General features: G+C 70.7%; 9 protein-coding genes. 3 read left to right on the top strand and 6 right to left on the bottom strand.

What is annotated here, in order from left to right; all coding sequences use genetic code 11:
* The 3 genes from ABZV78_RS09815 to ABZV78_RS09805 all read right to left on the bottom strand — a co-directional run.
* A partial coding sequence (locus ABZV78_RS09815; protein WP_355637079.1) for a transposase occupies positions 1-420 on the bottom strand: 420 nt, incomplete at its 3' end.
* Between the two features lie 188 nt (positions 421-608).
* Complete coding sequence (locus tag ABZV78_RS09810; RefSeq protein WP_355637077.1) at positions 609-2,582, bottom strand: KUP/HAK/KT family potassium transporter; 1,974 nt, start codon at positions 2,580-2,582, stop codon at positions 609-611.
* 174 nt (positions 2,583-2,756) lie between these two features.
* A complete protein-coding gene (locus ABZV78_RS09805; protein ID WP_355637075.1) occupies positions 2,757-3,353 on the bottom strand; it encodes an AraC family transcriptional regulator in 597 nt (198 codons plus the stop codon).
* A gap of 203 nt (positions 3,354-3,556) precedes the next feature.
* On the opposite strand from ABZV78_RS09805, the gene ABZV78_RS09800 reads away from it, so the two are divergent.
* The gene (locus tag ABZV78_RS09800) at positions 3,557-5,392 is read left to right on the top strand and encodes a glycoside hydrolase family 15 protein (RefSeq protein ID WP_355637073.1); all 1,836 of its coding nucleotides are present in this window, start codon (positions 3,557-3,559) and stop codon (positions 5,390-5,392) included.
* A gap of 234 nt (positions 5,393-5,626) precedes the next feature.
* On the top strand, positions 5,627-6,469 hold the full coding sequence (locus tag ABZV78_RS09795; protein ID WP_355637071.1) for an enoyl-CoA hydratase/isomerase family protein: 843 nt from the start codon (positions 5,627-5,629) through the stop codon (positions 6,467-6,469).
* Positions 6,470-6,521: 52 nt separating this feature from the next.
* On the opposite strand, the gene ABZV78_RS09790 is transcribed toward ABZV78_RS09795, so the two are convergent.
* Positions 6,522-7,292: a L,D-transpeptidase family protein gene (locus tag ABZV78_RS09790; RefSeq protein ID WP_355637069.1), complete on the bottom strand. Its 771-nt coding sequence runs from the start codon at positions 7,290-7,292 to the stop codon at positions 6,522-6,524.
* Between the two features lie 182 nt (positions 7,293-7,474).
* Here ABZV78_RS09790 and ABZV78_RS09785 point away from each other — a divergent pair, with 182 nt between their 5' ends.
* On the top strand, positions 7,475-8,662 hold the full coding sequence (locus ABZV78_RS09785; RefSeq protein ID WP_355637067.1) for a low temperature requirement protein A: 1,188 nt from the start codon (positions 7,475-7,477) through the stop codon (positions 8,660-8,662).
* Between the two features lie 3 nt (positions 8,663-8,665).
* On the opposite strand, the gene ABZV78_RS09780 is transcribed toward ABZV78_RS09785, so the two are convergent.
* Both ABZV78_RS09780 and ABZV78_RS09775 read right to left on the bottom strand, forming a co-directional pair.
* Positions 8,666-9,850: a low temperature requirement protein A gene (locus ABZV78_RS09780; protein WP_355637065.1), complete on the bottom strand. Its 1,185-nt coding sequence runs from the start codon at positions 9,848-9,850 to the stop codon at positions 8,666-8,668.
* A 183-nt stretch (positions 9,851-10,033) separates the two neighbouring features.
* A complete protein-coding gene (locus tag ABZV78_RS09775) occupies positions 10,034-13,306 on the bottom strand; it encodes a hypothetical protein (RefSeq protein ID WP_355637063.1) in 3,273 nt (1,090 codons plus the stop codon).
* Between the last annotated feature and the right edge of the window lie 137 nt (positions 13,307-13,443).

The following is a 13,443-nucleotide window of genomic DNA, read 5'->3' as shown; positions in this document are numbered from 1 at the left end:
GGCGGACAACGAGATCACCATGTCCTCGACCCCGGTCAACCGGCGCTGCCGCTTCTTGACGATCTGCGGCTCGAAGCTGCCGTCACGGTCACGCGGCACGGTGATCTCGACCGGACCGACCTCAGTCAGGACCGTCTTGCCGCGGGCGCCGTTGCGCGAGTTGCCGCCGTTGTTGCCCGCTGGATCGCCCTTGTCATAACCGAGGTGGTCGGTGATCTCACCGTCCAGGGCGGCCTCGATCACCCGCTTCGTGAGCTGCTGCAGGAGACCGCCGTCGCCGGTCAGCTGCAGGCCCGCTGCGCGGGCCTGCTCGACCAGGCGGCCGACCAACTCCGCGTCCACACCGTCCGCCGGCTTGCCCACCGGGTTGTTCTTCTTCGCCACCGCGGAAGTATCCACGGCCATCGTCGTTTCCGTCATCAGGTGCCGCTCCTTGATCAGGAGTTACACCGTTCTTCTTACAGACCCACCCTGCCCTCTTTCTGGGCCAGCTGGAGTCGACCGGCGCTCGGCATGGACCTCACTTTGCCAAGCAGCCGAGTTGGCCACGGTTGAACGCCTCAACCGAGCGGAGCAGGGGTGCGGCACCTCCTACCGCTGATCGAGGTTCAGACCGCGACTTCGGCGCTGAGGACGATGGTGCGTTCCTCGGGGAGGTGGAGGAACTCGGCGTGGCTGGCGGCGTTGTGGGCGAGGGCGATGAACAGGCGCTTGCGCCAGACGGCCATTCCGGGCTGGCGGGTGCAACGCAGGGTGATCCTTGAGACGAAGTAGGAGACCTCGTCGTGGGCGATACCTTCGGCGCGGGGGTGGGTGGCGGCGTGGCGCAGGACCTCGGGGAAGTCGGTGGGGTCTTGGAAGCCGAAGACGGCGGTGATGTGGATGATGCCGTCGTTCGGGTCGCCGAGATCGTCGATGGTCAGGCGTTGGTCCCATGGAATGTGTGGGACGTTGGCGGTGCGACCGGTGATGATCACAATCCGCTCGTGCCGAACGTGGTTGTGAGCCACGTTCGCGCGCAGTGCCAGAGGGGTGGTCTCCTTGTTGGGGTGGGGGAACACCGCGGTGCCCGGCGCCCAGGGGATGTTCGTGGCGTGCAGGGTGTCGATGAAGTCGCGGAGCGGTCCTTCGCGTTCGGTCCGCCGGGCGGTGACCAGTTCGGCTCCGCGTCGCCACGTCAGTAGGGTGGTGAACAGGATGATCGCGATGAGCAGCGTCAGCCAGCCGCCGTGGGTGACTTTGGCGAGGTTCGCGGTGAAGAAGGTCAGCTCGATGCTGCCGAAGACGACCCCGAACAGCACCAGCTGCCAGGTGGTCCAGTGCCACCGCGCTCGCGCGACGACCAGGAACAGGGTGGTGGTGATCAGGAAGGTGCCGGTGACTGCCACTCCGTAGGCGGCGGCAAGGTTCGTGGATGAGCCGAACGCGAACACCACCACCAGTACTGCCACGAAAAGGCCCCAGTTCACCCCGGGCAGGTAGATCTGTCCGTACTCGCGGCGGGAGGTCTGCCGGATGCGCAGGTGCGGCAGGAAGCCCAGCCGCATGGCCTCCCGTGACACCGAGAACGCCCCGGAGATCACCGACTGGGACGCGATCACCGTGGCGACGGTGGCCAGGACGACCATCGGCAGCCGCGCCCAGTCTGGCAGGAGCAGGAAGAACGGATCAGACCGGCTGTCCGGTGTTCGTAGGATCAACGCGCCTTGCCCGAGATAGTTGAGGGTCAACGCGGGAAACACGATCGCGAACCAGGCCCGGCGGATCGGGGCGCGGCCGAAGTGCCCCATGTCGGCGTAGAGCGCTTCGGCACCGGTGATCGCCAGCACCACGGCACCCATCGCGATGAACGCGATGAGCGGGTGGTCCACGACGAACAGGGCCGCATACGTCGGTGACAACCCGGCCAGAACACCCGGGTGCCGCACCACCTCGGCCGCGCCGGCGACGGCCAGGCAGGCGAACCAGAGCAGCATGATCGGCCCGAACACGGCCCCGACCCGTCCGGTGCCCCAGCGCTGGATCGCGAACAGCAGGGCGAGGATCACCGCGGACACCGGCAGCACCACCACCGCCCACCGCGGGGAGATGACCTCCAGCCCTTCCACTGCCGACAACACCGAGATCGCCGGGGTGATCACACTGTCGCCGTAGAAGAGGGCTGCGCCGAGTGCCCCGAGCGCCAGCACGCTGGCGGCGCGCTTTTCGCTGGCCTTGAGCAGTGCCCGTCGGGCGAGGGCGGCCAGGGCCATCACTCCGCCCTCGCCCTCGTTGTCGGCCCGCAGGATGAAGATGACGTACTTGACCGACACGATCAGGATGATCGACCAGAAGACCCACGAGATGACGCCGAATACGTCGGGCTCGTCCGGTGTCAGGCTGCGGTCGATGGTGAAGACTGTCTTCAGCGCGTACAGCGGGCTCGTGCCGATGTCGCCGTACACCACCCCCAGGGCGCCCAGCAGCAAGCCCAGCCCCGCTGACTTGGGACCCGCCAGCGACGCCCGGGACGCCGTCCCACCATCCTCCGCAGGCGCTTCGCCGCCTACCCCGGGCTGCTCGTTGTCTGCACGCTCTGTCACCCCATAGGCATACCAACGGGTACGCCGCGCGTGTCCCGGACTGGGAAGTTTGGTCAACCCCGCCTTGGCGGGCACGGCGGAGGGGCTGGCGCTTGCTCAGACAACGCCCGTCCTCTATGTGCCCAGGAGTCGACCCATGACCGTAGGCGGCCGCGAAAGGATGATCGCGGGGCGTCAGCGCAGGGCAACCTCGCCCGCGTGGACGGCACGCATGGCGCGCTCGACAGTCTCCTGATTTTCGCCGACCGGCGCCACGTAGTCGATGACGTCACGCGCGGCGGGCTCCCCGAGCATTCGGATGATCACCCACGTGGCGAGATACTGGGACGCCAGGCAGCCGCCCGCTGTGGCGATGTTCCCCTCGGCGTGGAACGGCGCGTCCAGCACGGTGACGTCGCAGGCTTCGACAAACGGCCGGCTCTTCATGTCCGTGCAGGCCGGCATGTCATCCAGCAGCCCGAGCCGGGCGAGCACCAGCGCGCCGGAGCACTGCGCACCGATCAGCTGTCGTGACGGGTCGAGCGGCAACTTGGAGAGCATCCGATCGTCGGCGACCACTTCGCGCGCCTTCACTCCGCTGCCGATCAGCACGACGTCGGCTCGGGTCACGAACTCGATCGGGCGCTGACCGGTCACCTCGACGCCGTTCATCGACGTGACCACCGGCGTCGGCGTCGTGATGAAGGCTTCCAAGCCGTCCTTCCGGCACCGGTTGATCAGCGCGGAGGCGATGAAGCTGTCGAGCTCGTTGAACCCGTCGAAGGTGACCACGGCTACCTGCATCACAACTCCCCTGACTACGGCATCAGGTCCCCACTCTCCCCGGCGCGCCGCTCAGGGCCGAGAGCCAATCAGCGCCTCGCGGCATGCCTACCGGCGCTTCGCGTCAGGGCTTTTGACAGCTGGGAGGCAAAGTAAGCGGTTTACCCGTTAGAGGGTAGTCTGGCGATAGTGAGACGACCTGGGAGCTTTGTGTGGATTCGTACCCTGCGGTGGAGGCCCACGGCTTGATCGGTGATCTGCAGACGGCGGCGCTGGTGGCGATGGATGGGACGCTGGACTGGTTCTGTGCCCCTCGCTTCGACTCGCCGAGCCTGTTCGGTGGGCTGCTCGATCGGCGAAAGGGCGGGCACTGCACGGTGTCGCCGGAGGGCGTCGAGTACGTGAGCAAGCAGTTGTACCTGCCCGGCACGCCGATCCTGATCACCAGGTTTCTGAGCACGGACGGCGTCGGTGAGCTCGTGGATTTCATGCCGGTCGCGGGGGATCAGGCCACTGACCGCCACCGCCTGGTGCGGATGCTGCGGATGGTCCGAGGCACGATGCGATTTCGGCTCGGCTGCGAACCGCGCTTCAACTACGGACGGGATCCGCACGAGCTCGACGTGTACCCCGAGGGGCAGGTGTTTCGAAGCCGCGGGCTCTCCCTCTCCGTGAGCCTGATTCGCTACTTCGAAACCGGGTCCGGCGCGGAGGAGTTGCGGCGTAGCGATGAGGGCGGCGTGTGGGCGATGGCTACGCTGCGCGAGGGTGAGGCAGGGGCGGTGGTTCTGGAAACAGGAGTGTCGCTTGACCGGCCGCGCTCCTACACCCCAGGTGAGGTGCAGGAGCTGCTGGAGCAGACTCGCGACTTCTGGCGGCGTTGGCTGGGCCGTTCCCGCTACCGGGGCCGTTGGCGGGAGATGGTCGAGCGGTCGGCGATGACGCTCAAGCTCATGACGTACGCGCCGACCGGCGCGCTCATCGCCGCCCCCACCGCCGGGCTGCCCGAGCAGATCGGGGGCCAGCGCAACTGGGACTACCGCTACACCTGGATCCGCGATGCGTCGATCTCCGTGCACACCCTGCTCACGCTGGGCTTCACCGATGAAGCGTGGCGGTACATGCACTGGGTGGACGACCGGGTCCGGGAGGCCAGGGACCGGGAGGTGCCGCTGCAGATCATGTATCGCGTGGACGGCTCACCCGATCTCTCCGAGGAGGTGCTCGACCACTTCGAGGGTTACCGCGGATCAGCGCCCGTGCGGGTCGGCAACGGCGCCGCGAACCAGCTGCAGCTCGACATCTACGGCGAGGTGCTCGCCGGCCTCCACGAGGCCGACTGCCATGGTCTGCAGACCTCTCACCGGTTGTGGCTGGACACCGTGCGACTGGTGGACTGGGTCTGCGAGCACTGGGACCAGCCCGAAGACGGGATCTGGGAAACCCGCGGCGGCCGCCAGGACTTCACCTACGGGCGGCTGATGTCCTGGGTCGCCCTCGACCGGGCTGTCCGCCTCGCGCAGCGGCGCGGCCGACCGGCCGACACCCCGCGGTGGGTGCGTACCCGAGACCAGATCTACCACCAGATCATGGCCCGTGGCTTCCACCCCGGACGCGGTGCCTTCGTGCAGCACTACGACACCGACGTCCTGGATGCGTCGCTGCTCGCCATGCCCACCGTCGGATTCATCGCGCCCACGGACCCGATGTGGCAGTCCACGCTGCGGGCGATGGACGCAGAGCTCGTGTCCGACAGCCTGGTCTACCGGTACGACCCGGCCGCCTCACCCGACGGCCTCCCCGGCCAGGAGAGCACCTTCACCATGTGCACCTTCTGGTACGTCCGGGCCCTCGCCGAGTCCGGCCGGCTCGACGACGCCACGCTGACCCTGGAGAAGATGCTCACCTACAGCAATCCACTCGGGCTCTACTCGGAGGAGATCGCACCCAGCGGTGCGCAGACCGGCAACTTCCCGCAGGCGTTCAGCCACCTCGCGTTGATCGGCACGGCCGTGAACCTCGACCGCCTCCTCGGCGACCGTGTCTGAGGTGCAACGGCACTCGGTCGACAAAATCAGGTGAGCAGGGGCCCTACGAGAATGCCTGAACAGGGCCGCGGGGCCCGCTTGGGATCCGGCGAAGCGCCACGGCCGGGCGGAGCCAGTCCGTACGATCGACAGCGACCATCGGGCGTCGATCCGTCCCCCGCCCCGGCGCTGGCCACCCCGCGGATCCCACCGCCGCTGTCTGCGGTCCCGGTCGCGACGGAGAGGAGCAGGCGGGTGAACGCCTCGTTCGAGACGCTGCGTACGGAGCTGACCGACGGCGTCCTGACGGCGACGCTGGACGCGCCCCCGATCAACATGATCGGTCCGGAGTTGGTGCGGGACCTGGTGACCCTGCTCGGCCGGCTGACCAGGACCACCGAGGTGCGGGTAGTCGTCTTCGACAGCGCCGACCCGGACTTCTTCATTTCGCACGTCGATCTGACCAAGGTCGCCGAGTACTCGGCCGAGGCGGCCAAGGCGGGCGGGGGTCCGCAGGACGCCTTTCTCGGCCTGGTGCTGCGCAAGCTGAGCGAGGTGCCGGTCGTCACGATCGCGAAGCTGCGCGGACGGGCTCGGGGCGCGGGGAGCGAGTTCGTGCTCGCCTGCGACATGTGTTTCGCGGCGCGGGAGAACGCGCTGCTCGGCCAACCCGAGTGCGGCTTCGGCGTGGCACCCGGGGCTGGTGGCGTTCAACACCTGGCGCGTCTGCTCGGCCGAGGACGGGCCATGGAGATGATCCTCGGCGCGCAGGACGCGGACGCTGACCTCGCGGAGCGGTATGGGTGGATCAACCGGGCGCTGCCGGACGCCGAGCTCGATGAGTTCGTGGCCACGCTGGCCCGGCGGATCGCGTCCTTTCCCTCGGCGGCGATCCGATCCACGAAGCGGGCGCTCAACGAGCTGACGCTGCCGCCGGTCGACGCCGTACGCGCCGACGGCCGCCGGTTCCAGGAGTTGGTCGCGGCCCCCGAGGTTCAGGACCGGTCGAAGGCGTTGTTCGGCCAGGGCTTTCAGACCCGGGGCCCCCTGGAGCTTGATCTCGGCGCACGGATCGCCGATCTGCCGGCCGCCGGGTGACCTGTCTGCTCCAACCCGGGGGCGGGCGAGTGGTGGACGGTGAGTGCCGGGGTCAGTAGCGGCTGAGGCTTTCCAGCGGGCACATCACGATGCGCGGCTGGGCTGCGGGGTCGAGCCACCGGAGCACGCTGACCAGGTCGGTGTGCGACAGGCTGACGCAGCCGGCGGTGGGACCGGACGGAGTCCTGCTGAACTCGTGCAGGAAGATTCCGCTGCCCGCGTTCGGCACCGGCTTCGCCACGTTCGGCGGCATGTTGTAGGTGATCACGGCGAAGTGTGTGTAGGCGGGCGTCTCCTTCCACAGCGCCTCGCTGAGGCCGCCTGGATTGGTGGGCGTGTGCTGGAAGGTGTTGTAGGCAGACGAGTTCGGGTTCTCGTTCCACCAGTCGTTCAGGACGAGCCGGTGGTAGGGGTACCGGACGCCCGGGTTCGCCGCGATGCCGTACATCGTCGGGCCGATGGAGTAGACCCCCGTCGGCGTGGTCGGAACGCCCTCGACGTGGTTGTCGCTGAAGAACTGGGATCCGATCCTCGCGGGCAGCGCCGTGGAGACCGGGGTCCAGCGGCCGTCGATCTTTGTGAAGGTCTCCAGGGTGGCGTAGCTGGTGCGGTAGCTGGCCGCGGTCACGACGATCACCTGCCGGGTTGTCGTCGGCAGGGTCGTGAGGTTGCTGGCCTTGTTGCTCGGTGAGTAGTAGCGCGGCCGGGGCCTGTCGGTGGTGGCGTCGGTGGTGGTCGATGCGGCGGCGGGGGTCGCGCCGGTGGCGATGACGGGAGCCGCGACGCCGGCCGCCGCGCCGAGGATCAGAGATCTCCGCTTCATCCGGCACATCCTCGCACTTCGATCGTCCCACGGTTGTCCTTCGGGAGGTCGATTGCGGCGCCGGTGCGGCCACGGCGCCGTACGAGGCCATCGGGGCATGCCGTCGATGGTGAGCTGCGGCCGGGCCGGCGGACGTAGGGTGTAAATCAGGCGAAAGGGTGCGGTGGGTTCGGAGGGCGTCGATGGCAAGGGATGGAGGCGCCGATGCGGCGGCCCCGGCCCCACGGGATCCCGGCCGCCCGGCGTTCCTGGAACTCTTCTTCGACCTGGCCTACGTCGTTGCGATGATCTCCCTGGTCAAGACGCTCGGCGCCGACGTGAGCTGGACCGGCGCCGGGGAGACGCTGGTCCTGCTGCTCGCGTTCACCCTGGTCTGGGCGCTGGCCACCTGGTCCGCCGACACCCTGGACCTGGCGCGGCCCGCGGTCCAGGTCCACATCGTCGGCGTGGCGGCCGCCAGCCTGCTGCTCGCGGCCGCAGCGCCCGACGCGTACGACGGGCGAGGCGTGCTCTTCGCGGTCACCTACCTCGCCATCCACCTCGGGTCGAGCATCTACTACCTGCTGCTCCGGCCGAGTGCGATCGAGCCGCGCCGCAGCGGGCGGGTCTTGTTCTGGTACACCATCGCCGCCGTCGGCTGGATCGGCGGCGCGCTGGCCACCGGCCCCACCCGCCTCCTGCTCTGGGCGGCGACCATTGGCCTGGAGTACGTCGCCGCCTCGCTCGGCTGGCCGCTGCCGAGGCTGGGGCGGTCGCAGCCGCAGGAGTGGCGGCTGGTCGGCGAGCGGGTGGCCGAGCGGTACCGACAGTTCGTCATCATCGCGCTCGGCGCGTCCATCTTCGTGACCGGGACGACCTTCAGCGTGGGCCAGTACACGATGGACCGGGTCTGGGCGCTCCTGGTGGTGTTCACGATCGTGGTGCTGACCTGGCGGATCTACATCTATCGAGCCGGCGAGCTGCTGACCGAGGCCATCGCGCGATCCACGAACCCGACGCTGCTCACGCAGTCCGCCGCGGTCACTCATCTGATCATGGTGGCCGGCATCGGCGGCATGGCGGTCACCAGCCACCTCGTCCTGATGCGTCCCTTCGGGGAGACGCCGGCCTCGTGGGCTGCGGTCATCCTCGGCGGCCCGGCGTTGTTCCTGGTCGGTCGCGGCGTGCTGGACTACACGGTGTTCGGTCGGATCTCCCGGTCCCGGCTGGTCGGGCTGGTGCTGCTGGCCGGGACGGCGCCGGCCACGGACCTGCTGCCGCCGGTCGTGGTCGCGCTGCTGGCCATGAGCGTCCTGGCCCTGATCGCTGCGGCGAACCTCGTGAGCACCCGCGTGCACGCCCGTACGCCGATGCCACCGGCGCTCGGGTGACCCTCACCCGGTCGGCACGGTGACCCGGACCAGCCGCGAGTGTGCGGGCAGCGTCTCCCAGACCAGGACGAGCAGCAGGATCAGATTCGCCACGGCCAGGATGGCCAGCGGCGGAAGCGGCGCCATCGCGGGCCCGATGGCGCACAGCACCACGATCCCCAGCGCCCGGGACCAGAGGACTCGTCCGGTGAGCACGGCGTCGAACAGGCAGCTCCCGAGCAGGAACAGAGCCGGCCCGCCCAGGATGGCGGCGATCCAGGCGGCCGGTGCGACACTGAACGGCCGGTCGATGACCAGCGAGGCGCTGGTCGAGACCACCAGCACCCCGGCCACCATCACCAGGTGGCTGTACGAGGTGGAGGTGCCGGGCCGGACCCGCTCCACCACCGTGACGGCGGGCGGTGCCAGGAGCTGTCGCACCCGATGGAAATAGAGCTGGAAGAGCACGACAGCGCTGGCGAACGCGAGGGCACTCGCGGCCACCCGGCCGGCCTGGAAGCCGCTGTCGGCCAGCCCGATGCCAGCGCTCAGGACCAGCTCGCCGAGCGAGATGATGAAGATTTCCCGATGCCGCTCGGACAGGTGGGTGCCGGTGAAGATCTGGCTGGCGAGTTCGGTGCGACCAAGTTTCGGCGTCGGCCAGCCCACCCGGGCCGAACCCAGGTCGACCGCCACCGCGACCGACCAGAGCAGCAGCCGGGCCGTTCCCTGCACGAACGCCCCGGCCACCCAGGGCACCGCCGTGACGCTCAACCAGAAGAAGACCCGGATGCTCCTGGCCTGGATCGGGCGGTTCACCCGCGTACCGGGGATGAGGACGGCGTCCCGGACGAGATGGATGCCGAAGTACGCCGCGACGAACAGCCAACCGTAGTCAGCGAAGGCGTGCGGCACCGCGATCGCCATCAGCAGGGTGCCGAACATGACCGCCAGGACGGTGGCCTGGATGACCGGCAGCCGCGGGTTGAACAGGTCGGTGAGCCACGCGGTCAGCACCCAGACCCACCAGGCGGCCATCAGCAGGACGGCGGTCCGGGCGGCGCCCCGGACGGTGAGGTCCTCGGCCAACCCCGCCGACAGCCTGGAGAGCATGAAGATGTAGACCAGGTCGAAGAAGAGCTCCAGGAACGTCGGATATTCCGGCTCACCGCGCCGGCGAAGAATCCGGGGTAGCGGGCTGGGCCTCACCGCGTCTGCCTCCTCTGGCACGTCCCCGGGAAGCGGAGGCACTGGAACCAGTTTCTCCCGTCAACCTACAAAACCGCGGGTCGCCGGAGAGCCGAACGGACTGACCACCCGGCGACGGAAACCTCGGCCGGCAGCGGCTACGGAAAGAACCGGCAGCACGTTCAACTCGTACGTCCGCACAGGTCAGCTCATGTCGACGGCGTACGCCTCCTCGCGCACGTCGGCATCCGGATGCCGGCGTAGCCCGATCAGCAGATCCCGCCACGGGGCCTTCCAACCGAAGCCGGCCCCGTGCCGGGCCAGCGCCACCGCGAAGAGCCCGCCCGCGAGGTCGCCACGCCCGGCCAGCCGCGCGACGATGCCGGTGAGGACCGCCGGGTCGGGCCACTCGCGGAGGCCTCGCAGGCGGGTGCCGACGTGTTCGGCGGTGCGGACGGCGAGGACGGGCCGGCCCGCGCACAGTCCGGCGACCTCGTCCAGATTGTCCAGCCGGCCGAGGTCGACCAGCAGCCCGGTGGCCGTGCCGGCGAAGGCGGGATGACCGGCGAGCCACCGCGCCGATTCGACCAGCGCGCTCCGGTCGGCACTGGCCGGCCGGCTCCCGGAGCGGACGACCGCGCCGCGCGCGAGGAGTTCGATGCGGCGTCGGGCGGGGCGGTCCGCCGCCGGGTCGCCCGGATGATCGTCGGCCGCGTCGCGGTCCACGAGCCGGGCCAGCGCGTCGCCGAGTACCGCGTCGCCGCCGGCCCTCAGCAGGTTGGCGACCTCGATGTGCGCGATCGTCTCGCCGAGGTCGGTGAGCCGGTCCACCACCAACTCGGTGATCCCGGTCAGCCACGGCGACCATTCCCCGACCTGGCCGAACGCGGCTCGCCGGACCTCCCGGTCGGCAGCGCGGCAGGCCTCGACGACGAGCGCGCCGTAGCGCGGCCGGTGCCGCTCCGGGATCGTGTACGGGTAAGCGCTCAGGACCGCGCGCCGCTCCTCCCGGCTGCCGTCGACCGCGGTCCGCAGGACGGTCCAGCTCGCCTCGTCCCGCAGGCGCTGCCGGGCGGCGGAGACGATCGCCGCGCGCACGTCGCGGTGCGCGTCCGGGTTCGTGTACGCGTCGAGCAGCGTCGCCATCACCCGCGGCGGCCCGTAGCGTGCCAGCAGCCGGGCCGCCTCCTTCCGACTGGTGATCTTCGTGGGGCCGGTCACCACCTCGCCGAGCAGATCAGCCAGCCGGGACGGCGGGACGTGCCGGGCGGCCCGGCCGGCCGCGTACAGCGCGACCCGCGCCCGGTCGCCGTCCGCGTACCGGAGCAGCACCGGCAGTGCCTCGTCCGGCCGGTCGGTCCAGACCAGCGCGCCCAGCGCCGCCTCGGCGATCGCCACCTCGGGGGCGTCGAGGTGGCGCAGCACCAGGTCGCGTCCCGCGCCGCCGGCGCCGGCGGCGGCCCGGATCGCCGCCGCGCGCTGCCACACCCCCTGCCCGGTGTCGACGACGATCAGCTCCTGCAGGTCCACGAAGCGGGCCTGCTGGCGGGGCAGCCAGCGCTCGGCGTGCACCGCCCAGGCCGGCACCCACCGCGTCCCCGGTTCGACGAACCGGCCGCGCGGGCGGCGGTCCAGCGCCCGGTCGAGCAGGTCGGTGCGGGATGTGCAGATCGTCGCCCACACCTGGTGGATCGTCACGGCCGTCGGATCGGTCCTCAGCACCTCGGCGACTCGGTCCGAGCGCGTACGCGGGTCGTCGAGCCACAGCCCGATCGCCGTCCGGGCCACCGAGGGCAGCGTGTGCCGGCCGATCGCCCGACCCAGCAACTCCTGCAGCTGTGGCAGCCGCCGGGCCCGCTTGCCGAGCGCGTGGGTGAGCGCGAAGAGCGGGCCGTATCGCCCGCGGGCGATGCCGGCCTCTACCCAGCCGCGCAACCGCTCGAAGACCATCGTCTCCTGCCCACGGCGCAGCACCGTGTCGAAGCGGCGCAGCACCGGCACGCTCGCGCCGCTGCTCACCAGGTCGATCGTGAGCAGCGCCCACTCGCGCAACTGCGGCACGGAAACATGGTGTTGCAGGACGTCCACGGCCAGCGTGCTCAGCGCCGCCGTGGTGGCGGCGGAGGCGTCGCGAGCGTCGACCGCGTCGGTGGTCAGCTGAGTGAGCCCGGCCGCCGTGCCCGCGGTGAGCAGCGGTGCCACCTTCGCCAACGCAGTGAGCGCCGCGGCGCGTACCGGATCCTGCTCGTTGCGCAACCGGCCGAGCCGGACGATCACCTCGGCCACCGCGTGCGGGTCGCGGGAGCGGCGGGCGGCCGCCACCAGCAGCGCGTAACCGTGCGCCCGCTCGTCGGCGTCGCCCGAGCGTGACGCCACCTCCAGCGCCGCGGAGGCGTCCGGCCAGGCCAGGTACGCACTCCAGGACCGCACCTCGCTCTCCCGCTCACGGATCCGCGCCAGGCCCAGCACCCGGGTCGCCTCGCGGATCCGGACCGCGGCCGGCAGCACCTCCATGACCTCGGCAGCGGGAAGCAGCACGGCCGTGTCGGCCTCGGCCAGGGCCCGGTCGTACAGCTCGCCGCGTCGACTCGGCGCGACGGCGTCGAGCAGCGCCGCCAGCGCCCGGCTGTGTTCGCGGAACCGGCTGGCGAGCGGCGCCAGTTCGTCGGTGGGCAGCGCCGCGAGGCGGCGCAGGAGGGCCGGCGGCAGCACGGTCCGCTTCAGCCACGCCGCGCGGCCCGGCGTGGTGAGCAGGCGGGCGACACGACTCGCGTCGTGTGCCGCAAGCACTCCGTACGCGCCCAGCGGACCGGGCAGCGACTCCTCGGGCGCGTACCGTTCGAGCAGGTCGAGCGCCTGAGCCGGGTCACACCGCAGCACCGCACCGGCGGCTCCGGCCCAGACCCTGCCCCGCAGCTCGGGCGGGGCCGCGGCCAGCCGCTCGCGGACCCGGTCCAGCAACGGCCCGGCGTGCCGCCGGACCAGCCGCTCAAGGTTGAGCGCGTGCTCCAGGTCGGGCAGCGACGCCCGTACCGTATCGGGGCCGCAGGCCGGCAGCAGCGCGGCGGCCTCCTCGTCGCCGAACCGGGCGCGAACCTCGATGATCAGCGCGTCGGCGACAGCCGGCGCATACCGACGGCGCAGCGCCCGATAGACCCGCCGCCGATCCGTCGCCGGCCGATCGGCGAGGTCACCGACCGGGAGGCCGGCCCGCAGCGCCGCGGTGAGCGCGGCAGCTCTGATCGACGGCTGCGGGTCGCGGGCCGCGGCGGCGAGTCCGTCGGTGTCCCGGGCGACCATCGCGGCGACCAGGGCGAGATGCCGCTCGTAGGAGCCTTGCTGGCGCAGGTCGGCGCAGACCTGGGCACGGTCGGGCGCAGTGCGCGCCCACTCCGCGAGGCGGTTCATCCGCTCGGGGTACGGCAGCGGATCGAGCGACGTCAGCAGGGTACGGGCGGCGGCGAGCACGGCGTTCATTGTGCCCGCGAGCGCACCCGGGGGGAGATCGATTATCGCTCCGCTCGGCAGCTTCGGGCGCGACACGCGTTCGGTATTGACACCCTCACCCAGCGGGAGCAGATTCCGGGGTGGACCGGTCCGTCACGGCCGGGCCC

This window comes from Micromonospora sp. NPDC004540, assembly GCF_040610095.1.
Classification (GTDB): domain Bacteria; phylum Actinomycetota; class Actinomycetes; order Mycobacteriales; family Micromonosporaceae; genus Micromonospora.
The sequence above is the reverse complement of the archived record's forward strand: the minus strand, read 5'-3'. Positions and strand labels throughout refer to the sequence as shown.

What these genes read in the sequence shown, in the direction of transcription:
- ABZV78_RS09790 (WP_355637069.1), bottom strand. Translation starts at nt 7,292, where the DNA reads ATGAAGCGGAGATCTCTGATCCTCGGCGCGGCGGCCGGCGTCGCGGCT.
- ABZV78_RS09785 (WP_355637067.1), top strand. Translation starts at nt 7,475, where the DNA reads ATGGCAAGGGATGGAGGCGCCGATGCGGCGGCCCCGGCCCCACGGGAT.
- ABZV78_RS09775 (WP_355637063.1), bottom strand. Translation starts at nt 13,306, where the DNA reads ATGAACGCCGTGCTCGCCGCCGCCCGTACCCTGCTGACGTCGCTCGAT.